Below are 20237 nucleotides of genomic sequence, written 5' to 3' on the forward strand. Positions count from 1 at the left end.
CGCTTTACGCCCGGTGACGTACGCAAGGCAGTATCTGGATGTCTATGGAATGGCGCCCCTCGCGCTGGGGCCAGCGTGTGACCCGCTCGCCGGACTGGCAGTTGCGGCTGGATGGCGAACAGGTCGCGCTTTTGATCGACGGCAGGCAGTACCGCCAGCATGTAGCGAACGAACACAGCGTGCGGGTCGTTCGCGGCGTGCTCTGGTCCAGGGTCGAACTGACGACCGAGCGCGGTGAGGCACTGTCCGTGGATGGGCTGCCCAACAGCCAGGGCTCCCGGCTTGCCGCTGCCGTGCAGCACGTGCTTTTCGCGCGCTCCAGGCGGGGGCGCAAGGCACTGTTTGAGCACGTTCTGGCGCAGATCCAGGCGTGGCTGGCCGAGGCAGATGCGCTTGCCGACCGAGGCACCACCGGCCGCCGCTGGATCACGCACGAACAGCAGCAGGCGCTGCTGGCCGACCGCCCCACCCTGCCCCTCCCGCCAGCCGAGCTGGAGCAGCTGTTCCTCGACGAGGAGCTGCACGACGATCTGCACGCGCCCGGCCACCGCATGGCGCTGGACGCACTGCACGACTGGCAGCTGGATTGGCCCGCCGTGTGGGCGGACGCCAATGAGGCAATGGCGACCCGCGAACTGGGTCTGGCCAAGCCCTTCCTGGACCGGGTCGAGAGCAGGCCGCTGACCGAGGAGCAGGCTCGCGCCGTCATCTGCTTCGACAACCGCGTGCAGGTCGTGGCCGCGGCCGGCTCCGGGAAGACCTCCACGATGGTCGCCAAGGCCGCGTATGCCATTGATCGCGGCTTTGTCGAACCCGAACGGATCGTAATGCTCGCCTTCAACAAGGATGCCGCCCAGGAGCTGCAGGAGCGCGCACAGCGATGCTTCAGCCGGCTCGGCATGGGCGACACCGTAGTGGAGGCCCGGACCTTTCACGCCCTGGGCCTGTCCATCATCGCCAAGGCCACGGGGCGCAAGCCCGGTATCCCGGAATGGGCCATTGACGCGGCGCTGGGCTTCAACAAGCTGGCCGACCTGGTGGACGACCTGAAGGATCGCTCGACCCACTTCCGCACCCAGTGGGACATGTTCCGCCTGGTGTTCGGGCGCGACCTGCCGCCATTCGGCGCGGAAATGGAGGCCGATGGCTACGACCGCGATGGCACGCCCTACATCCGCACACTGCAGGGCGAGCGGGTAAAGAGCCTGGAAGAGTGCGTGATCGCCAACTGGCTGTTCTACAACGGCGTGGCGTATGACTACGAGCGGCGCTACGAGTTCGATACCGCGACGGATACCCATCGCCAGTATCGCCCGGACTTCTACTATCCGGACGCCCGGCTCTGTCACGAGCACTTTGCGCTGGATGCCGATGGCCAGCCGCCGAAGCACTTTCCCAACTACAACGAAGGGATGCACTGGAAGCGGCCGCAGCATGCGGCACGCGGCACCGCAGTGGTCGAAACGACGTCGTTCGGCCTGCGCAGTGGACAGGCCCTGCAGGATCTGGCCGAGCGGCTGGGTGCGTCTGGTGTCGAACTCGACCCGAACCCGGATCGCGAGCTGCGTGACCAAGGTGCCAGGCCGATGCCCGATGCCGACCTGATCGGCTTGATGCGGACCTTCATTGCGCACGCCAAGAGCAACTGCCTGACGCTGGAGGATATGGCAGCGCGCCTGCGGCAGATGCCTGAGGATCAGTTCAAGGAACGCTACCGGCGCTTCCTGGAGATCGCCGGGCCGGTTTTCCAGGCCTGGGACGATGCACTGGCTGACGAGCGCAGCATTGATTTCGAAGACATGCTCAACATGGCCGCCGGTCTGCTGGAACAGGGCCACTATGAATCACCCTACGAACTGGTGATGGCCGACGAATTCCAGGACGCTTCGCGCGCCCGTGCGCGTCTCTGCCGTGCGCTGGTCAGCCAACCGGGCCGCTATCTGTTTGCGGTGGGCGATGACTGGCAGTCGATCAATCGCTTCGCTGGCGCCGACGTTTCGGTGATGACCGGTTTCCGCGAGTGGATGGGGCATGGCCAGGTGCTGAAACTGGAGCAGACGTTCCGCTGCCCGCAGGCACTGTGTGATGTTTCCAGCCGCTTCATCAGCCGCAACCCCGCGCAGATGGCCAAGAAGGTCCGCTCTGCTGCGCCGGCAGTCGGCCCGGTGCTGCAGGCGTTCCAGATGAACCGGCGTGAGGAGGTGCAGGATGGCGTTCGCCAGTACCTTTCGAAGCTGCACCAGCAACTGTTGTCAGGTGCAGTGCCGCAGGGCCGCAACGGGCGCGTGACTGTATTCATTCTAGGGCGGTATCGCGCGGACCGCAGCGCGATGCCTTTGGATTGGAAGACGGCCTTTGGCAGCACGATGGAGGTCGAGTTCCTGACCGCCCATCGATCGAAGGGGCGCGAGGCGGAATACGTGATCCTGCTGGGCATGATCAACCGCAGCTTCCCGAGCCTGCGCGCGGATGACCCGGTGCTTTCGCTGGCAATGCCGGACGGGGATACCTATCCACTGAGCGAAGAACGGCGGTTGTTCTATGTCGCGCTGACGCGTGCGCGGCGCTCGGTTGCGATGTTCACCCTGCAGGGCAAGCACTCGCCATTCCTGGATGAGCTGGTAAAGGACGGAGCAGTGGAAGTGACCGCGGTTTCAGGTGCGGCCATTTCGGAAGAGCGCTGCCCAGCGTGCAGGGTGGGCGTGTTCGTGGACCGCAATGGGCCGCATGGGGCGTTCCGGTCGTGCTCCAGCTATCCGTTGTGCCACAACAAGCCGAAGGATGGGCGTCGCGGGTAGAGAAGCTTGAGAAAACAAGAAGGCCCCTGTCGCCAGGGGCCTTGTGGAATCCTGGCGGAGAGAGTGTCTGAATCTAGGGTTCCCTAGCTTTCGTACGCCTTCGTGAAACCAGTCTCAGGCCCTGCGCCAGCTACGTTTCGCTATCCGGTCTGGTTCGTACGCCTTCGCGGGATGCAGCGTTTACTGGGCGGGTACATGGATGGGTAGGAAATGGGATTGAAGATCAATCGCCTGACGGCGAGACGAGTGGCGGCGATCGCCGGGCCAGGCTACCACCCGGACGGTGGCGGCCTGTACCTGCAGGTGACCGCGTCTGGCGCAAAGAGCTGGGTATTCAGGTATCGATTTGAGGGGAAGCGCCCGGAAATGGGCTTGGGCCCGCTGCACGTGATCGGATTGGCCGGGGCGCGGGAGGCGGCAGGACGCGCATGCGGGTTGAGCTGCCTGCCCTGAATCCGGCGAAATCACAATTCCCGCAATGACCAAGAGAAAGATTTGGTATCGGGCACGAAGCTTCGGTCACTCACTACGCCATCAGCCTGTGCTTTCAAGATGGCGGACGCCCTCACTCAAATCGCATGGTAGAGTTCTAGCAGAACTAGGCTAAGCCCAATTTCAATATCCGCATCGATGCATGCACTGTGGGTCTCTAGCACTTGCGGAAGCAATATGTTGAGTGCTCGGTGATCCTTGGAAGAAGGACGACATGATGATCCGTATTGCTATGCTGGCCATTCTCCTAATGGCTTTCCACCCCACAACGAATGCCCAACCTTATCGCGGAGGATCAAACTACAATTGGCTCCACATTGAAGGTTGCCAAAGGGAGCCGTACGGCGTGCTCTCCAATTATCACCTCTTCCGGAACGAGGTCGATGCGCAACTGAAGCAGATGGCGTCGGGTGGGCAGCAGCGATTGCGTATTGGCGTATTCCACGCACGGAATGCGAATACGGGAACTGTCATCCCCTCTAACGGCGGGAACCTTCCTCTGCAACAACGGGAGAACCTGCGAGACCTGATGATTTCTGCCAAGAACGCAGGATTCATAGAAGTCGTGGTTGCTTTTTTCCCTCAGCTAGACAACGGACCAGGATCGTGGGCGGGCGCCACGTGGAATTCGTCCCACGAAGAATATTTTCAAGAGAACTGGAATCTGATTGCCAACTTGATGCCCTACATGCGGGAATCAAAGATTAAATTTCTTGTCGATTTAATGAACGAGGGTTCTCCGCCATCATCTGCCCCTTACCTGTGGCGAGAGTACACAAAAAAAATGTGGGCCAACTTCACTTATATTTTTGGCCGCGCAGAGACGATCGGCTTCTCAATACCAACAAACAGCGCCGATCGAATCGCATTCCTCCCTGAACTATATGGCCCTCTTCCACCATATGTGCTTGATTTCCACCTCTATGGCAATGAAAAGAATCAGCTAAAGGCAATTGATGCCAGCCTCAATGCCATCAGTTGGCCGCAGGGAATCATCATAGGTGAGTCCTATTACAATGACGCAACTTCTGCATCGGACATTTCTTCTGCAGCTAGTAGAATGAGCAGAGCAATTTATTTCGCTCTACAGTGGCCAATGACCCGCACTTCCACGTGCGCTGACGTCGACGTAGCTCCGCCTAGCGATTTCAACAACTACATTCTTCAAGGGCTATAGATCCACTGGAGCGGCGCTCAGCAGCCCGGGCCTCCCACGCGCCTCAAGCCCGCGCGATGCATTGCGCATGCAACTGGCCAGCGAGTCGCCGGCGATGGAGGCCTATCGGGTCACCCGGGCGGTGAACAGGCCGCGGAACAACCGTGAGGATCTGCTCCAACCCGTGGCATAGCGGTCAACCGAAGCACGACATAACCTCCTGGACGCTGCCTGTACGAAATTCAATGGCCGGTCACGTCGATCAGCACGAAGTGGCCGGATGCACTGAACTGCGTGGCGTTGTCGGATCGCGGAATCAGGGCAGTCGCGCCGGCATAGTAGAAGCGTCCCGCCCCCGCGTGCGCCCGCTCCATCCCCCTGGGGCCCGGTCAACCGGAACCCCACACCGCGCTCGATCCTCTGACAGGAACGAGACAAGATCACGGCGTAGCGCCGACCAGCCGGCACCTGCATATAGGCGCCCACTGCCGCCCCGAACGGGGTAGTAGTTACGCCCATGATGCCTAGGTGCTGGCCGCCGAGGTGCAAGGCTGGGTTCGGCAGCAGATCGCACAGAATCGACCTTTGCAGGTGGATGGGTAAGCGGGCGGGTAGCGAGGGCTGTAGAAACGAAAAAGCCCCTATTTCTAGGAGCTTTTTGCAAAGACTGGCGGAGAGAGTGGGATTCGAACCCACGGAAGGTTTGACCCTTCGCCGGTTTTCAAGACCGGTGCCTTAAACCGCTCGGCCATCTCTCCAATCGGGTCCCGGTCGCCCGGGCAGCGGCATATTCTCGCACGTGAAGGCCATTTGCCCAAGACCACCTTGCCCCTGCCCTCCGCATCCGGCACGGTGGGGGCCTTCACCGCACTCGGAGCCCCCATGGCCCACCTCGACCTGGCCAACCTGCGCACCACCCTGCTGGACGACACCCAGCTGGCCGCTGTGGCCCTGCACCGCACCTTCGCCGGCCATCTGCCGGTCAGCAGCGGGCATCTGGTGGTCTGCGATCCGCTTGTCCAGGCCGAAGCACCAGCGCTGGCCGACTACACCGCCCCGCTGGGCCGGCACCCGGTCGAAATCATCGTGCACAGCGGCCGCCCGGCCTTGGCCGTGGTCTGGTTCAAGCCCCGCGAAGCTCTTACCGCGACCGCCCTGCACTGGCAGATGGCGCGCTGGACCACCCAGGACCTGACCGGCCTGGATGAGGACAGCTTCATCGGCTACCCGGTCGACGCCGGCATCGGCTGCTTCATGGATACCGATACCCAGCAGGCACTGCTGGCCCTGATCGAACAGGCCGATGGCGACGAAGAGAATGAATGGTCGGATGCACTGATCGACCACGATGGCCTGGACGAAGGCGCCGAGTACCGCCCCTGGGGCGAGGACTCGCCGCACGGCCTGGTGGTCTTCACCAGCGGCTGGGGCGACGGTGTCTATCCCAGCTACTGGGGGCTGGATACGTCCGGCATTCCGGTCGCCCTGATCACCGATTTCCTGTGCATCCAGGGCGGCGATGGGCGCGACGAGCGCGAGATTGCCGACCAGGCCTATCGCGACAACCTGCCCCCTGCGGAAGCCGAGGCGCTGGCGCGGCTGGTGGCTGCGGTAGAAGGAGACGACGCGGAGGCATTGCAGGACCTGCTGAAGGATGCGCCGCAGCGCGCCAACCAGATCGAACCGGGCTGCGGCGGCACCGCCCTGTACGAGGCGATCCGCCTGGACCGCCCGCAGGCATTGCGGGTGCTGTTGCAGGGCGGCGCATTGCCGGCAATGCCCGAACGCCTTCACATGAGCAAGGTGACCGGCTATCTGGACTATGCGCGCTTCCTGAAGAAGCCGCGCAGCGCGGAACTGATGGCGGTGCTGGAAGCGCCCGTCGTTGCGGCCGAACCGCCACCGGCCGCAGCGCGACGCCGCAGCTTCTGGGACCGGCTGTTCGGCCGGAACTGATCGTCGGAAAACAGCAACGCCGGGCATGGCCCGGCGCTACCGTTTCACAGATTGGCGGTGCAGTTGCGGGCAGGTGCCTCAGCCCGCATCCACTGCCAACGCGCCCAGCGCACTGGCCTTGATCCGCTCCTTGGCCTTTTCACAGGCGCCACCGCAATCCAGGCGCGAGGCCTCCAGCTGCGGCGGCAGGTGCTCGGCCAGGAAGTCGATGAACACGCGCACTGCCGGCAGCAGGCCGCGACGCGAGGCGAACACGGCATGGCACACGCCCTGCGGCAGCGACCAGTCCGGCAGCACCACTTCCAGTTCGCCGTTACGCACCGCGTCGGCGCACACGGTCTCCGGCAGCATGGTGATGCCGAAACCGTCCTTCACCATGCTCTGCAGCAACGGGAAGTCGAAACCGGCCACGCGCGGCTGCAGGTCGACCCGGCGCACTTCGCCTTCCGGGCCATGCAGTTCCCAGCGCTGGCGGGCTTCGTCTTCACTGATGCTGAGGGTGACGTGCTGAGTCAGCTCTTCCGGGTCCTTGGGGCGGCCGGCGCGGTCCAGGTATTTCGGGCTGGCCACCAGCAGTTCCTGCACCTGGCCGAAGCTGCGCATCACCAGGCTGCCGTCGTCGTCCAGGCGCGAACGCACGCGCAGGGCCACGTCGTAGCCTTCGTTGATGATGTCCACGCGGCGGTTGCTGATGTTCAGCTGCAGCCGCACCTTCGGGTACTGCTCAAGGAACTTGGGCAGCAGCTTGGGCAGCTGCATCTGCGCCAGTGACACCGGCACGCTGGCGCGCACCACGCCGCGCGGCTCCGCGCTGAGGCGGTCCACCACTTCGCGGGCGGCCTGGGCCTCGGCCAGCATCGTCTGCGCATGGCGATGGACGCTGGTGCCGACATCGGTGACCGCGAAACGGCGGGTGGAGCGCTGCAGCAGGCGTACGCCCAGGTCGGTTTCCAGCTGGCTGATGCGGCGGCTCAGGCGCGACTTGGGAATACCCAGTGCGCGCTCGGCGGCGGCGAATCCACCGTGGTCGACCACCATCGCGAAGTAGTACAGGTCATTCAGGTCATGCATACCCGAGTTCCATATCTAGAACAATACGTGGCATTCAACCACCTTTATTCCGCCTTTGCAACAACCTATCGTTCTCTCTGTCGGCGGGGCCACCCCGCCCCTTCCTCCCAGAACATAGGTGACTGCCATGAAGCTTCTGCATCTCGACGCCAGCGTGCTTGGCGACAACTCCGTCTCGCGCCAGCTGTCGGCCGCCGTGGTCGCCCGCCTCGCCAGCCAGATCGACGGCCTGCAGGTCGATTATCGCGATCTTGACGCCAATCCGGTACCGCATCTGCGCAGCAGCTCGCTGGCCAGGACCGACGCCGCTGAAGCGACCGATGCTGAACAGGTGATGCAGCAGTTCCTGGAGGCCGACATCGTGGTGATCGGCGCGCCGATGTACAACTTCAGCATTCCGTCCACGCTGAAGGCCTGGATCGACCGCGTGGCCGTGGCCGGCCGCACCTTCAAGTACACCGAGAACGGCCCGGTGGGCCTGGCCGGTGGCAAGCGGGTGATCATCGCCAGCAGCCGCGGCGGCATCTACACCGACTCGCCGGCCGACTTCCAGGAGCCGTTCCTGCGCCAGGTGTTCGCCTTCATGGGCATCAACGAGGTCGAGTTCGTGCGCGCCGAGGGCATCGCCTACTCGCCGCAGCACCGTGAAGACGCCATTGCCGGTGCGCTGGCGGCGCTGCCGTCGCACGAAGCGGCCGAAGCCGTAGCTGCATAACGCGTCCCAGCGTTCGGCGCCCCTCTCTCCTCGTCTGGGCGCTGAACGCGGGCCGGGATCCCCTCCCCCATCCCGGCCCACCCTGGCGGCCCCGCTTTGCGGGGCCGTTTTTTTGTGGGCGCGTTAGGCTGGGGCCATGGACTACACCGTGACGGCTGCGCACCGCAGCGAATTTCCGCACCCGATCACCCTGCGCCGTGGCCAGGCGCTGGTGGTGGGCGAACGTTATGAAGGCCCGGAGGGCTGGGACGACTGGTTCCTGTGCGAGGCCAAGGGGCAGCAGCCCGGTTTCGTGCCGGCGCCGGTGATCGGTCGCAATGCGCAGGGTGACGCCTATGCCACGGAGGATTACTGCGCGCGGGAGTTGGATGTGGATCCGGGGCAGCTGCTGCGAGGAATGCGCACGCTCAATGGATGGGCATGGTGCGTGCCGGAGACCGGCGAACCGGGATGGGTGCCGCTGGAGAAGCTGAGGGCAGCAGAAACCCGGTAGCGCCCGAGCCTATGCTCGGGCGGCGGCGCGAAGCGCCGATAATCAATGCGGCCCGCGAGGGGCAAGAGCAGCCGAGCATAGGCTCGGCTCCACCTGCATCTGTAGCGCCCGAGCCTATGCTCGGGCGGCAGCGCGGAGCGCTGGCTGTCAGCCAATGGTTTCCAGTCCGCCCATGTACGGGCGCAGGGCTTCCGGCACGGTGATGCTGCCATCGGCGTTCTGGTAGTTCTCCATCACCGCGATCATCGCGCGGCCGACGGCCACGCCCGAGCCATTCAGCGTGTGCGCCAGCTCCGGCTTGCCGGTGGCCGGGTTGCGCCAGCGCGCCTGCATGCGGCGGGCCTGGAAATCACCACAGTTCGAGCACGAGGAAATCTCGCGGTAGGTTTCCTGCGACGGCAGCCAGACTTCCAGGTCGTAGGTCTTGATGGCAGAGAAGCCCATGTCGCCGGTGCACAGCAGCACCTTGCGGTACGGCAGGCGCAGCTTTTCCAGCACCACTTCAGCGCAGCGGGTCATGCGCTGGTGTTCGGCATCGCTCTCTTCCGGGCGACAGATCGAGACCAGCTCGACCTTCTCGAACTGGTGCTGGCGGATCATGCCGCGCACGTCGCGCCCGCCGCTGCCGGCCTCGGCACGGAAGCACATCGAGTGGGCGGTCATGCGCAACGGCAGGCGCTCGGCATCGACGATCTCGTCGCGCACGATGTTGGTCAGCGGCACTTCCGAGGTCGGGATCAGGTAGCGCGTGGAATCGCCCACGGCGGTCTTGAACAGGTCGTCCTCGAACTTCGGCAGCTGGCTGGTGCCGCGCAGCGAATCGGCGTTGACCAGCAGCGGCACGTTGGTTTCCTCATAACCGTGCTCGCCGGTATGCAGGTCGACCATGAACTGGGCCAGCGCACGGTGCAGGCGCGCGATCGGGCCGCGCAGCACGGTGAAGCGCGAGCCGGACAGCTTGGCCGCAGTCTCGCCGTCCAGCCAGCCGTTGCGGGCGCCCAGTTCGACGTGGTCGAGCACCTTGAAATCGAACTGGCGCGGGGTTCCCCAGCGCGCCTGCTCGACGTTGTCGCTCTCATCGGCACCGGCCGGCACGTCATCGGCCGGCAGGTTCGGAATGCCCATCGAGATCGCTTCGATCTTCTCGCGCAGTTCGTCCAGCGCCACTTCCGAGGCCTTCAACTCGTCGGCGAAGGCAGCAACCTCGGCCATGATGGCCGAAACGTCCTCGCCCTTGGCCTTGGCCTGGCCGATGGCCTTGGAACGGCTGTTGCGCAGGCTCTGCAGTTCCTGGGTACGTACCTGGATGCGCTTGCGATCAGCCTCCAGGGCCTCCAGGGCAGACACGTCGAGCTCGAAGCCGCGGCTGGTGCGCAGGCGTTCAGCGAGGTCGGCGGGCTGGTGGCGGAGCAGGGCTGGATCAAGCATGGCAGGTGTCGTGGTGGGTATCAGGAACGGGATTATCGCTTGTTATACGGATTTCTGCCGCCCGGTTCATTCCCGCCGTGGCAGAATCGAGCCATTCCGTACTGGTCCGGTCCATGTCTGCACCCCGCTCGTCGTCCGCCAAGTCCTTCACTGTGCATATCCCGCGCAACGCGCTGAAGATCGCCGGCATCGCCTTCGGCGTGGGCGTACTGCTGTTCGTGCTGGTCTGGCTGACCGGCCGCGACAAGGAGTTCTTCCGCGCCGACCCGGCCGCGCAGACCCCGCAGGAAACCGCCCAGGTCGAGCCCCTCCCGGAACCGTTGGCCGCTGCGGCCGGTTCCAGCGACATGCCCGATGCCAAGCCGGCCCCGGTCGAGGAAGAAGCGCCGAAGCTGGTCGAAACCGCCCCGCCACCGCCCGCCCCGATCGCTGAAGCAGCCCCGGCCGCACCGGGCCCTGCGCCGGCGGCCACCGGCAACAGCCAGCCGATGCCGATTGCCGGTCAGTCGCCGCCACCGTCCTATCCCGCCGCCGCCCTGCGCGCCGGTGAAACCGGCACCGTGGTGGTACGCGTGGATGTAGACGCCACCGGCTATCCGAACAACGCCACGGTGATCCAGCGCAGCGGTTCACGCGACCTCGACCGTGCCGCGACCGACGCCGTGCGCCGTTGGCGATTCACTCCGGCCCAGAGCAACGGCCAGGCCGTGCCTGGCAGCATTGAAGTGCCGTTCGACTTCAAGACGCAGTAACTGAACGCTCCCCAGCAGGCAAGCTGAACCCTGCCGGTGATGTTGACGCAACGCTGACACTTTCCGTCTGTGGCTCGGGCAACACTGCCCATGTCGTCCATTGACGGAAGGAGTTTGAGATGGCTGTTACCACCCACGAAGACCTTCATTCGCCGCGGTTGCAGCGGGACTCAAGCGTACAGCACAAGAACGCGTCGCCCTGGATGTGGATCGCACTGATCGTGGCGATGTTTGCTGCCGCCCTGCTCTGGCTGCGTCATTCCAGCCAGGAAGAGGTGGCACCTGCGCCGGTCGGCGAGCGCATGCTGCCGGCCCCCGAGCAGGCGGCGGTGACGGACGCAGCGACGCCTGCCGCGCGCCAGGCAACCCCGGCTACTGCTTCGCGGAAGGCCGCGCCGGTAGTGCGCAATCGTGAAGCCCGCCCGCTGGCCAGCAACCGCATGCCCACCTACCCCGCCGCCGCGCTGCGTAGCGGCGTGCAGGGCAGCGTGATCGCCAGCCTGAATGTGGATACCCGCGGCAATGTCGCCAACGCTGCGATCGTCTCGCGCAGCGGCGAGCGCAGTCGTGATCTGGATCGTGCGGTGCTCAGCACCGTGCAGAACTGGAAGTTCCAACCCGCGGTGCAGGATGGCCGCGCAGTAGCCAGCGTGGTGCGGGTCCCGGTGGATTTCCGTACCGAGCAGCGTTGATCGCGGACGAGGGGTTCGTGATGTTTAGACGGAGGCTTCGGCCTCCGTCCTTTTATGCGGAAAGCGTGCCAACCAAGGTTGGCACCTACCGGGAGATGTGAGCGTGCCAACCAAGATTGGCACCTGCCGGGCAATGCGATCCGCCGGGCATGGCCCGGTGCTCGCGATGCCGATCAGGCCAGGTTGAACCCGGCGCTGCGGGCCAGACCATCGAAGTCCGGGAAGGACGTGGCGACGTTGGCGATATCGTTGATCCGCACTTCGCCATCGCTGATCTGGCCGGCAATGGCGAATGCCATGGCGATGCGGTGGTCACCGTGGCTTTCGATGGTGCCGCTGCCCAGGCGCACACCGCCGTGCAGGGTGGCGCCGTCTTCGGTTTCGTCCACCTGCATGCCCAGCGCGCGCAGGCCTGTGGCCATCGCAGCAAGGCGGTCGGATTCCTTCACCCGCAGCTCGGCCGCACCGCTCACCACGGTCTGGCCTTCTGCGGCGGCGGCGGCCACGAACAGCGCCGGGAACTCGTCGATCATGTCCGGCACCAACGCTTCCGGAATGCGCGCGCCCTTGAGCGGCGCGTAGCGCACCACCAGGTCCGCCACCGGCTCACCGCCCTGCTCGGCCGGATTCTCTTCGGTGATGTCCGCCCCCATCAGGCGCAGCGCGTGCAGCAGGCCAGTGCGGCGCGGGTTCAGGCCGACCTGCTTCAGGCGCAGCTGTGAACCAGGAATGATGCTGGCGGCCACCAGGTAGAACGCCGCGGACGAGAAGTCGGCCGGCACCACGATGTCCGTGGCGCGCAGGCGCTGGCCGCCACGCAGGCGGGCCTTGCCCGGTGAAAATTCGATGTCCACGCCGAACGCCGACAGCATGCGCTCGGTGTAGTCACGGGTCGGATGCGGTTCGACGACGCTGGTTTCGCCCTGTGCGTACAGGCCTGCCAGCAACACCGCCGACTTGATCTGCGCGCTGGCCACCGGCGAGGCGAAGTCGATGCCATGCAGCGTCTGGCCGCCATGCACGTGCAGCGGCGGCGTGCCGTCATCCTGGGTGTCGATCTTCGCGCCCATCTGCGACAGCGGGCCGGTGACGCGGCGCATCGGTCGGCCCGACAGCGACTCATCGCCGATCAGCGTGCAGTCGAACGCCTGGCCCGCCAGCAACCCGGCCAGCAGGCGCATGCCGGTGCCGGCATTGCCGCAGTCCAGCGGTGCATCCGGCGCTTTCAGGCCGTCGATGCCGACGCCGTGCACGATGCGCTGCGACGGGCTGGGCGTTTCGATGCGCACCCCCAGCTGGCTGAAGATGCGCGCGGTCGCGCGGGTGTCCTCGCCTTCCAGGAAGCCCTCGATATGCGAGGTGCCATCGGCCAGCGCGGCGAACATCACCGAGCGATGCGAGACCGACTTGTCGCCGGGAATGGTCAGGCTGCCCTGCAGGGGCTGGCCCTTGCGGGCGATCCAGTGTTGCGCGTTGCTCATCGTTCGAGAATTCCGTAAACGCCGGCAGCCCGCCGGCGATGCATCAGGGGGTGGCGGCCGGGGCCGCCCCAGCAGCACTCAGGGCACGGCCACAGGATAGGAGCCCAGCACCTTGATCTGCGCCGAGTGCGCTTCAAGTTCGGCCAGCGCCGCCTGCATCGGCGCGTCGTCGATGTGGCCGGCCAGGTCGATGAAGAAGCCGTACTCCCACTTGCCATGGTGCGACGGCCGCGACTCGATGCGGTTCATGCTGATGCCGTGGCGGGCGAACGGGCTGAGCACGTCGAACAGCGCACCGGGCTTGTCATGGATGAACACCAGCACCGAGGTGCGGTCGTGGCCGGAGGTCGGGAAGATGTTGCGGCCCACCACCAGGAAGCGGGTGGTGTTGTCGGCATCGTTCTGGATCGGCTTGGTGACCACCTTCTTCAGGCCGTACACGTGGCCGGCACTCTCGCCGCCGATGGCCGCCGCGTCGTCGGCGTTGCGCGCACGGCGCGCACCCTCGGCGTTGCTCGACACCGGAATCTTCTCGGCCTTCGGCAGGTTGGCGCGCAGCCACGCCGAGGTCTGCATGAACGACTGCGGATGTGCATAGATGCGCTCGATGTCCTCGATGCGGCCGCTGCGCGACATCAGGTACTGCTGCACGCGCAGTTCCACTTCGCCGCAGATCTTCAGGTTGGATGTCAGGAACATGTCCAGGGTGATCTGGATGGTGCCCTGCCCCGAGTTCTCCACCGGCACCACGCCGAAATCGGCGTTGCCCGCTTCCACTTCCTGGAACACTTCCTCGATGCTGGCCATCGGCAGGCCCAGCGCGGAGCGGCCGAAGTGCTTGAGCACGGCCTGCTGGCTGAAGGTACCTTCCGGGCCGAGGTAACCGATTTTCAGCGGCTCCTGCTGGGCCAGGCAGGCCGACATGATCTCGCGGTAGACGTGCACCAGCAGCTCATCGCTGAGCGGGCCTTCGTTGCGATCTACCACCATGCGCAGCACCTGCGCTTCGCGCTCGGGGCGGTAGTAGTCGACGGCGGCGGCGAGCTTGCCCTTGGCCTTGCCGACCTGATGGGCGAAGCGCGCGCGCTCGGCGATCAGGCTCTGGATGTCGCGGTCGATCTGGTCGATCTTCGAGCGCACATCGGCCAGCGCCAGCGGCGCCAGGGTGGGTGCCGGGTTCGAGGCGGCCTTGGCCTTGCCCTTCGCCTTGGCGGGCGCGCTGTCCTTGGCCGGTTCGGCCTTCTTCGGCGCCTTCTTGCTGGATTTGCTGCTTGCCATCGGAATTCCTTGTTGCGGGGCCCGCACCCGACGGTGCGCGCCGTTCATTGCTCAGCCGTGACGCTGCTGGAAATCGGCCATGAAGGCGACCAGCGCCTCGGCCCCGGCCAGCGGCATGGCGTTGTACAGCGAGGCACGGATGCCACCGACGACCTTGTGGCCCTTCAGCGCCAGCAGGCCGGCCGCCTTGGCCTCGGCCACGAAGCGGGCATCGAGATCGGCGTTGGGCAGGAAGAACGGGATGTTCATCCGCGAACGGACCGCATGTGCAACTTCATTGCGGTAGAAGCCGCCGGAGCCGTCGATGGCTCTGTACACCAGCGCGGCCTTGGCGGCATTGCGCTTGGCGAATTCGGCCACGCCGCCTTCGGCCAGCATCCACTTGAACACCAGCCCGGCCAGGTACCAGTTCCAGGTCGGCGGGGTGTTGAGCATTGAATCGCGGGCGACGTGCGAGCGGTAATCGAAGATGTCCGCACGTGGCTGGCCACTGCGCTCGAGCAGGTCGCGACGGATGATCATCACCGCGATGCCGACCGGGCCGAGGTTCTTCTGCGCGCCGGCGTAGATCACGCCATAGCGGCGCACATCCAGCGGTTCGCTGGCGATGGACGAGCTGAAGTCGGCGATCAGCGGAACGTTGCCGGTATCGGGAGCATCACGGAACTCGACGCCGTGGATGGTCTCGTTGGCGGTGATGTGCACGTAGGCGGCATCGGGCGACAGCTGCCAGTCGGCACGCGCCGGCAGCGTGCGGTAGCCGTTGGCCTCGCTGCTGGCGGCGATGTTGACGTCGACGTAGACACCGGCCTGCTTGACCGCGGTCTTGCCCCAGTGGCCACTGACCACGTAGTCGGCACGCTGGCCCGGGGCGGCGAAATTGAGCGGGATCAGCGCCTGCTGGGTGGTGGCGCCACCGGACAGGAACAGCACCGCATAGTCGTCGGGGATGTCGAGCAGGCGACGCAGATCGGCTTCGGCCTCGGCGGCCACGGACATGAATTCCGCGCCGCGATGGCTCATTTCCACGATCGAAGCACCGGACCCGTGCCAGTCCAGCATTTCCGCCTGCGCCTGGCGCAGGACCGATTCCGGCAAGGTTGCAGGGCCGGCACTGAAGTTGAACGCGCGCGTCATGTCACACCTGTGGGGCAAGACCCCTAGTATGCCGCAGTGCACCAGCCTTGCGGCCTTGTGGCGCAAGGGAAATTTGGTTTCATTGGAATCCATCGGCAACGCGACCGGGTAGTGCCGGCCGCTGGCCGGCCACCTCACGGATTCAGGGGCGGCGGTTGCCGGCCAGCGGCCGGCACTACCGTCAGCGCGCGCCGAACCAGAGCAGCAGGCTGAGCAGCGCGGCCAGCAGCAGCGCACTGACCAGCAGCCACGGCCAGCGCCGGACCTTGCGCGGCACGGCCGGCAGCACCGGCGCCTGCTCGGCGTCCTGGCTGGACTCGTCTTCATCCGGCAGCGGGCGCCGGCGCGGGTCATGCGGCACTTCCAGCACAAACCGGTGCTGGCCATCAAACACCACCTGGTCGCCGGCCTGCAGCCAGCAATGGCGCACGGCCACGCCATTGACGCAGGTGCCGTCGGCACTGCCCAGATCGCGCAGCAGCACGCGATCACCATGCACTTCCACGCGGGCGTGTCGTTCGGCGAAGGCCGGATCGTCAATAGCGATGTCAGCGTCGCCGCCGCGGCCAATCAGGCGGGCCCGCGACAGGGTGAAGCTGCGGCCGTGGTGCAGGCCGCCAACTCCGCGCAACAGCCGCTGCTGCTCGTCGCTGCCTTCCTCGTTCTTCGGCGCAGGCGCCTGCAGCAGGCTCTCGACTTCACCTTGCAGGACCATCTCCACGCCGTCCACATACACCGCATCGCCCGCACGCAGCAGCGCCATGCGCCGCACCGGTCGACCGTTCACATGAATGCCGCGGATCCCGTTGCCGACCTGCAGCCACAGGCCGCGATCATCCAGGCAGAACTGCGCCAGCAACAGGGCACCATGGCCGGCATCGCCGAGCCGCACACTGCCGTTGGCCTGGCGCACGATGCGTTGCACCCCGGGCCGCAGCGGCTGGTCGGGCTGTTGTTGTTGGCTGAAGTGAACAAGCAGGTTCTGCACGCGGCGCAGCCTAGCAGGTTGGTCGCCAACGAAGAAGAACCCAGGATGAGTGCTTGGCGCGGAGGCCCTCGATGCGCACAATGCTCGCCCTCATTGATCATCCCCGCCCTGCGCCAGGAGCCTGCATGTCCACCATCGATGTCCGCCACGCCCACGGCCTGCCCGACGCGCAGGCGCGCGCCGCGATCGAGCAGGTCGCCGCCAAGCTGTCCGAGCGCTTCGGCCTGAAGTCGTCGTGGACCGCCGATGTACTGAACTTCTCCGGCAGCGGCGTGGACGGCGCGATCGAACTGCAGCCAGGCGCCGTGCGCGTGACGGCCAAGCTGGGCTTCCTGCTGTCGGCGATGAAGGGCATGGTCGAAGGCGAGATACAGCGCGTTCTGAAGGAAAAGCTGGGCTGAACCCCGGCTGCGGCCATCACGGCCGTGCAACGCCACGGCGCGCTACTCTCGGGGCAGGCCCAACTCCCACGGGAACTGCGATGAACCACTACGAGAACGACGACCGCCGCAACGACGACGCCTCTTTCGGTGACCAGGCCGAGCGCTTTTCGCGCAGGCTGAGTGACTCGGCGCAGCAGGTGTGGCTGGCCGGTCTTGGCGCTCTCGGCCGTGCACAGGCCGAAGGCAGCCGCTTCTTTGACGGCCTGGTGAAGGAAGGCGAAGCCTGGGAAGCCCGCCGCCGTGAGCGCAGCAGCGAACAGGGCCCGGGCTGGCGTGATAACGTCGAGAGCTCGCTGGACGAAGCCCGCGAGAAGGCCTCGGGCACCTGGAACAAGGTCGAGAAGGCCTTTGATGACCAGGTGCAGGGCGTGCTCAAGCGGTTGCATGTACCCACCGCCGACGAAGTGACGGCGCTCGAAGCCCGCATCGATGCCCTGCACGCGCGCCTGGCCAGGCTGGAAAACCGGGCAGCGTCGGGTACCGACGCCCCTGCTCCGGGCAGCCATCAGTCGCCAGGCGGCCTGCCCTGACCGGCTCATTGTTGCAATGCAATAAACTTTGATTGACAATCGCGAGCAACCCGCCAATCGCTTCGGCTGCCGTTTGTTCCCTCCCCTCACGGCTTCAGGATTGGCGGGTTTTTCGTGCCTGCTGTATTCCGAACTGGGCGTTCCATCACGCTTCCTGTCAGGAACCTCCTGACCCGGCCAGGTACCGCGACCTTTACACTGTCGTTCTCCGCTTTCGCCCCTTCCGCCCTACTCCTGCATGCTCCCCTGGATCCTGGCCCTGCTGTCGGCCCTGCTTACCTGTTCCCTGGCTGTTGTCTATCTGTGGTGGATCAAGCGGCGGCAGAAGGAGATGCAACTCGGCCTGCAGGCCCTGGCCGGCATGCACTGGCGCGAGTTCTCGGTACTGGTCAAGCGCATGCTGCGCGAACAGCGCGGCCTGCGTGAACTGAATGACCCGGCGGAGGAATCCCGCGAGCCGAGCAGCGACTTCCTGCTCAGCGACGGCCCCAACCAGTGGCTGGTGTCCTGCAAGCATGGCCTTGCCTACCGTATCGGCACCGCCGCAGTGAACGAGCTGGGGGCTGCTGCGCGCCTGGCCGGCGCCAAGGGCGGCGTGCTGCTGACCGAAGGCCGGATGGAACGCGACGGGCGCAGCGCTGCCGAGAAGCAGGCGGTAGAAGTACTGGACGGTCCGCGCCTGTGGCCGTTGCTGCAGCCCTACCTGCCGGCAGAAATCGAAACCCGTGTGCGCGCCAGCGCCCGCCATGAAGCCCTGCGCCGGATCGCCATTGCCGCGCTCGGCGCGGTCACGCTGGGCCTGCTGGTGGGATTGAGCCTGCAAGGCTTGCATGTGCAGGACACCCCGCCTGTTGCCGAGGTGGCGGACACCCCCGCGCCGGTTGCGCCTGCGGTTGAAGCGGCGCCCGAACCGGCGCCGGCCCCCGCCACCACGCCGCCGGCCGCTGCGCCTGCACCGGCCACGCCCTCAGCCGACGCGCGCAGCAACCCCAACCCGGATGCCGCCACGCTGGAGCGTTTCCAGGCCGATCTGTCCCGCGCCTTGGCCGGCAAGCCCGGTATCGCCAGCGGGGTCTGGCTGACCCGGCAGACGCTGGCGATCAACCGCACGGGCGAGCTGGACGCGGTGTGGCCGCAGGTCTGCGAGGAAGTGCTGCACTACCCCGCCCTGCGCAACGTGCGCATCCAGCTCAACGCCCGCCCCGGCGTGGATGAGCCGGTGCGCTGGCGCCAATGCGCCACGTACTGATGGGGCCGCATCCACGCGTGGCGTGGTTTTACTGAACCCCGATGCGCGACCCCTTGGTAGATCCACGCCACGCGTGGATGCCTTTGCAGAGTTGAGCCACACGCGAACAGCAGCCGAGCATCGGCTCGGCGCCACATGGCGCCAGCTCAGCCCAATGCTGCGAGATGGGCGATGTAACTGGAGCGCGATTCACCCGCCGCTCTGGCCTGCGCATCCAGCCTCGCCAGGATCCGGCGTGGCAGGCTGATATTGACCCGCTCGATGGTATCGTCCAGCAGAGCCGGATCAATGCAGATGTACGCAAGAATCCAACGGATGTCCTTGGATGCCTCGGCGGCGATCTTCTGCGGCGCGGAAGGTGTCGGAATCGAGCGCCCCTCATCCAGGGCCGCATCAATCCAGGCGAGTGCAGCTTCCTCGGCAGCGCTGAGCGCATCATCAAGCGTGTTGGCCGCCGAGAAGCACCCCGGCAGATCTGGAACGACCACACCCCACGCGGTGCGCTCATCGCCTGCCTCGATCAAGACTGGATATCGCATGGGCCCTCCTGCGTCAGTCCTGCGAGCTTCCGCAACGCCTGCACCAGCCCTTTCCCCGGATCCTTCCTTTGCGTGAGGAACGGTGATGATGTGAGGGTGCTGCGGGTGCACGAATACATGATGGGATCCGCGGATCCGGCGACAGATCCAACCTGCCGCTTCCAGATCCCGGATGAGGTCCCTGCTCTTCACGCAGGACGATACACATCGTACACACGCCCCGACAGAGTTCGAGGCGACGTCGTTCCGGCCCAGTAGATCCAGCCACGCGTGGATGGAATCCCTATCGCGCGCCCGGCGCGAAGCGCGCGACCAGGTCCCAGGCATCCCCCAGGAACACCTGGCGCACGCGGGTGATCGGCTGTTCGCCACGCCAGGTCAGGCGTTCGATCACCAGGCAGGCGGTACCGGGCTTCACGTCCAGCAGCCTGGCGGTGGCGGTATCTGCCCCCCAGGCACTGATGCGGTGCTGGGCGCGGGTCCACGACACGTTCTGCAGCAGCCAGCTGCCCGGCGCGGTGGTACTGAAATCGACGTCCAGCACCTCGGGCACGCCGACGGGGCTGATCAGGCGATGCTCAAGTGCCAGCGGACGGCCATCGGCCAGGTGCAGGCAACGCATCGCCAGCAGGTTCTCCTGCCCAGCCAGCTCGACTTCACCAGCATTGCCGGGATCGGCCAGGCGCAGTTCCCGTTGCAGCAGGCGATAGGCGTACTGATGGCCGCGCGAGCCCACCTCCATCGCGATATCGGGAATCTCCAGCGCCACCTGTTCCAGGTGCGGCGGCTGCCGCGCCACGAATGAACCGGCGCGACGGCGGCGCTCGATCATGCCGCTCTCGGCCAGTGCAGTCAGCACCTTGTTCACGGTCATCCGCGAGCAGCCGTACTGCTCCATCAGCTCGTGCTCGTATGGAATCCGGAAGCCCGGCGCCCACTCTCCACTGAGGATGCGGCTTTCCAGATCGCTGCGGATACGCTGGTTGAGCGTGGCGGACTTGCTGGCCTTCACGTAATGGGGTCTCGGTAGCGGGAGGCG

General features: G+C 65.7%; 19 protein-coding genes, 1 tRNA gene and 1 pseudogene. 11 read left to right on the forward strand and 10 right to left on the reverse strand.

Going from position 1 to position 20237, the window contains the following annotated elements:
- Positions 1 to 44 precede the first annotated feature (44 nt).
- From AC5P7R_RS05860 to AC5P7R_RS05870, 3 genes are all read left to right on the forward strand, one after another.
- A complete protein-coding gene (locus tag AC5P7R_RS05860) occupies positions 45 to 2798 on the forward strand; it encodes a UvrD-helicase domain-containing protein (RefSeq protein ID WP_495213787.1) in 2754 nt (917 codons plus the stop codon).
- A gap of 210 nt (positions 2799 to 3008) precedes the next feature.
- On the forward strand, positions 3009 to 3251 hold the full coding sequence (locus AC5P7R_RS05865) for an Arm DNA-binding domain-containing protein (RefSeq protein ID WP_242015525.1): 243 nt from the start codon (positions 3009 to 3011) through the stop codon (positions 3249 to 3251).
- A 253-nt stretch (positions 3252 to 3504) separates the two neighbouring features.
- Positions 3505 to 4467: a hypothetical protein gene (locus AC5P7R_RS05870; protein ID WP_478435910.1), complete on the forward strand. Its 963-nt coding sequence runs from the start codon at positions 3505 to 3507 to the stop codon at positions 4465 to 4467.
- A gap of 647 nt (positions 4468 to 5114) precedes the next feature.
- On the opposite strand, the gene AC5P7R_RS05875 is transcribed toward AC5P7R_RS05870, so the two are convergent.
- A tRNA-Ser gene (locus AC5P7R_RS05875) sits at positions 5115 to 5204 on the reverse strand.
- A gap of 124 nt (positions 5205 to 5328) precedes the next feature.
- Between AC5P7R_RS05875 and AC5P7R_RS05880 the strand changes: the two genes are divergently transcribed.
- On the forward strand, positions 5329 to 6402 hold the full coding sequence (locus AC5P7R_RS05880; protein ID WP_478435911.1) for a DUF4241 domain-containing protein: 1074 nt from the start codon (positions 5329 to 5331) through the stop codon (positions 6400 to 6402).
- Between the two features lie 78 nt (positions 6403 to 6480).
- On the opposite strand, the gene AC5P7R_RS05885 is transcribed toward AC5P7R_RS05880, so the two are convergent.
- On the reverse strand, positions 6481 to 7473 hold the full coding sequence (locus AC5P7R_RS05885) for a LysR family transcriptional regulator (RefSeq protein WP_005410175.1): 993 nt from the start codon (positions 7471 to 7473) through the stop codon (positions 6481 to 6483).
- A gap of 127 nt (positions 7474 to 7600) precedes the next feature.
- On the opposite strand from AC5P7R_RS05885, the gene AC5P7R_RS05890 reads away from it, so the two are divergent.
- Together AC5P7R_RS05890 and AC5P7R_RS05895 are read left to right on the forward strand one after the other, a co-directional pair.
- Positions 7601 to 8188 (forward strand): FMN-dependent NADH-azoreductase, encoded by a 588-nt coding sequence (locus tag AC5P7R_RS05890; RefSeq protein WP_111098172.1) that lies wholly within the window; start codon positions 7601 to 7603, stop codon positions 8186 to 8188.
- A 136-nt stretch (positions 8189 to 8324) separates the two neighbouring features.
- Complete coding sequence (locus AC5P7R_RS05895) at positions 8325 to 8681, forward strand: SH3 domain-containing protein (RefSeq protein ID WP_478435912.1); 357 nt, start codon at positions 8325 to 8327, stop codon at positions 8679 to 8681.
- Between the two features lie 147 nt (positions 8682 to 8828).
- On the opposite strand, the gene serS is transcribed toward AC5P7R_RS05895, so the two are convergent.
- The gene (gene serS, locus AC5P7R_RS05900; RefSeq protein WP_478435913.1) at positions 8829 to 10109 is read right to left on the reverse strand and encodes a serine--tRNA ligase; all 1281 of its coding nucleotides are present in this window, start codon (positions 10107 to 10109) and stop codon (positions 8829 to 8831) included.
- Positions 10110 to 10222: 113 nt separating this feature from the next.
- Here serS and AC5P7R_RS05905 point away from each other — a divergent pair, with 113 nt between their 5' ends.
- On the forward strand, positions 10223 to 10861 hold the full coding sequence (locus AC5P7R_RS05905; protein WP_031269809.1) for an energy transducer TonB: 639 nt from the start codon (positions 10223 to 10225) through the stop codon (positions 10859 to 10861).
- A 119-nt stretch (positions 10862 to 10980) separates the two neighbouring features.
- Positions 10981 to 11553, forward strand: coding sequence for an energy transducer TonB (locus tag AC5P7R_RS05910; protein ID WP_019660324.1), 573 nt, complete (start codon positions 10981 to 10983; stop codon positions 11551 to 11553).
- A gap of 173 nt (positions 11554 to 11726) precedes the next feature.
- On the opposite strand, the gene aroA is transcribed toward AC5P7R_RS05910, so the two are convergent.
- From aroA to AC5P7R_RS05930, 4 genes are all read right to left on the reverse strand, one after another.
- Complete coding sequence (gene aroA / locus AC5P7R_RS05915) at positions 11727 to 13034, reverse strand: 3-phosphoshikimate 1-carboxyvinyltransferase (RefSeq protein WP_134730826.1); 1308 nt, start codon at positions 13032 to 13034, stop codon at positions 11727 to 11729.
- A 78-nt stretch (positions 13035 to 13112) separates the two neighbouring features.
- A complete protein-coding gene (gene pheA / locus AC5P7R_RS05920; RefSeq protein ID WP_019660326.1) occupies positions 13113 to 14312 on the reverse strand; it encodes a prephenate dehydratase in 1200 nt (399 codons plus the stop codon).
- A gap of 51 nt (positions 14313 to 14363) precedes the next feature.
- A complete protein-coding gene (gene serC, locus AC5P7R_RS05925; RefSeq protein WP_227853576.1) occupies positions 14364 to 15449 on the reverse strand; it encodes a 3-phosphoserine/phosphohydroxythreonine transaminase in 1086 nt (361 codons plus the stop codon).
- Positions 15450 to 15630: 181 nt separating this feature from the next.
- Positions 15631 to 16437: an FHA domain-containing protein gene (locus AC5P7R_RS05930; protein WP_019660328.1), complete on the reverse strand. Its 807-nt coding sequence runs from the start codon at positions 16435 to 16437 to the stop codon at positions 15631 to 15633.
- Positions 16438 to 16562: 125 nt separating this feature from the next.
- Here AC5P7R_RS05930 and AC5P7R_RS05935 point away from each other — a divergent pair, with 125 nt between their 5' ends.
- The 3 genes from AC5P7R_RS05935 (at position 16563) to AC5P7R_RS05945 (ending at position 18659) form a co-directional block, all read left to right on the forward strand.
- Positions 16563 to 16838 (forward strand): polyhydroxyalkanoic acid system family protein, encoded by a 276-nt coding sequence (locus AC5P7R_RS05935; protein WP_019660329.1) that lies wholly within the window; start codon positions 16563 to 16565, stop codon positions 16836 to 16838.
- 80 nt (positions 16839 to 16918) lie between these two features.
- On the forward strand, positions 16919 to 17410 hold the full coding sequence (locus tag AC5P7R_RS05940) for a phasin family protein (protein ID WP_478435914.1): 492 nt from the start codon (positions 16919 to 16921) through the stop codon (positions 17408 to 17410).
- A gap of 238 nt (positions 17411 to 17648) precedes the next feature.
- Positions 17649 to 18659 (forward strand): restriction endonuclease, encoded by a 1011-nt coding sequence (locus AC5P7R_RS05945; protein WP_021202769.1) that lies wholly within the window; start codon positions 17649 to 17651, stop codon positions 18657 to 18659.
- A gap of 146 nt (positions 18660 to 18805) precedes the next feature.
- On the opposite strand, the gene AC5P7R_RS05950 is transcribed toward AC5P7R_RS05945, so the two are convergent.
- From AC5P7R_RS05950 to hutC, 3 genes and pseudogenes are all read right to left on the reverse strand, one after another.
- Positions 18806 to 19198, reverse strand: coding sequence for a type II toxin-antitoxin system HicB family antitoxin (locus tag AC5P7R_RS05950; RefSeq protein WP_111098177.1), 393 nt, complete (start codon positions 19196 to 19198; stop codon positions 18806 to 18808).
- A gap of 123 nt (positions 19199 to 19321) precedes the next feature.
- A pseudogene (locus AC5P7R_RS05955) lies at positions 19322 to 19525 on the reverse strand (hypothetical protein); the annotation flags it as partial.
- Positions 19482 to 20210: a histidine utilization transcriptional repressor HutC gene (hutC, locus tag AC5P7R_RS05960; protein ID WP_111098178.1), complete on the reverse strand. Its 729-nt coding sequence runs from the start codon at positions 20208 to 20210 to the stop codon at positions 19482 to 19484. The pseudogene AC5P7R_RS05955 and the gene hutC, both read right to left, overlap by 44 nt.
- Positions 20211 to 20237: the final 27 nt, after the last annotated feature.

It is taken from the genome of Stenotrophomonas sp. YJH_SMC_27, from assembly GCF_059369815.1.

Excerpts from the sequence above, each read along its gene's own strand:
- pheA (WP_019660326.1), bottom strand. The coding sequence starts at position 14,312 with ATGGCAAGCAGCAAATCCAGCAAGAAGGCGCCGAAGAAGGCCGAACCG.
- AC5P7R_RS05910 (WP_019660324.1), top strand. The coding sequence starts at position 10,981 with ATGGCTGTTACCACCCACGAAGACCTTCATTCGCCGCGGTTGCAGCGG.
- AC5P7R_RS05865 (WP_242015525.1), top strand. The coding sequence starts at position 3,009 with ATGGGATTGAAGATCAATCGCCTGACGGCGAGACGAGTGGCGGCGATC.
- serC (WP_227853576.1), bottom strand. The coding sequence starts at position 15,449 with ATGACGCGCGCGTTCAACTTCAGTGCCGGCCCTGCAACCTTGCCGGAA.
- AC5P7R_RS05940 (WP_478435914.1), top strand. The coding sequence starts at position 16,919 with ATGAACCACTACGAGAACGACGACCGCCGCAACGACGACGCCTCTTTC.
- AC5P7R_RS05870 (WP_478435910.1), top strand. The coding sequence starts at position 3,505 with ATGATGATCCGTATTGCTATGCTGGCCATTCTCCTAATGGCTTTCCAC.
- AC5P7R_RS05890 (WP_111098172.1), top strand. The coding sequence starts at position 7,601 with ATGAAGCTTCTGCATCTCGACGCCAGCGTGCTTGGCGACAACTCCGTC.
- aroA (WP_134730826.1), bottom strand. The coding sequence starts at position 13,034 with ATGAGCAACGCGCAACACTGGATCGCCCGCAAGGGCCAGCCCCTGCAG.
- AC5P7R_RS05880 (WP_478435911.1), top strand. The coding sequence starts at position 5,329 with ATGGCCCACCTCGACCTGGCCAACCTGCGCACCACCCTGCTGGACGAC.
- AC5P7R_RS05945 (WP_021202769.1), top strand. The coding sequence starts at position 17,649 with ATGCTCCCCTGGATCCTGGCCCTGCTGTCGGCCCTGCTTACCTGTTCC.
- AC5P7R_RS05860 (WP_495213787.1), top strand. The coding sequence starts at position 45 with ATGGAATGGCGCCCCTCGCGCTGGGGCCAGCGTGTGACCCGCTCGCCG.
- AC5P7R_RS05885 (WP_005410175.1), bottom strand. The coding sequence starts at position 7,473 with ATGCATGACCTGAATGACCTGTACTACTTCGCGATGGTGGTCGACCAC.
- serS (WP_478435913.1), bottom strand. The coding sequence starts at position 10,109 with ATGCTTGATCCAGCCCTGCTCCGCCACCAGCCCGCCGACCTCGCTGAA.
- AC5P7R_RS05950 (WP_111098177.1), bottom strand. The coding sequence starts at position 19,198 with ATGCGATATCCAGTCTTGATCGAGGCAGGCGATGAGCGCACCGCGTGG.
- AC5P7R_RS05935 (WP_019660329.1), top strand. The coding sequence starts at position 16,563 with ATGTCCACCATCGATGTCCGCCACGCCCACGGCCTGCCCGACGCGCAG.
- AC5P7R_RS05895 (WP_478435912.1), top strand. The coding sequence starts at position 8,325 with ATGGACTACACCGTGACGGCTGCGCACCGCAGCGAATTTCCGCACCCG.
- AC5P7R_RS05905 (WP_031269809.1), top strand. The coding sequence starts at position 10,223 with ATGTCTGCACCCCGCTCGTCGTCCGCCAAGTCCTTCACTGTGCATATC.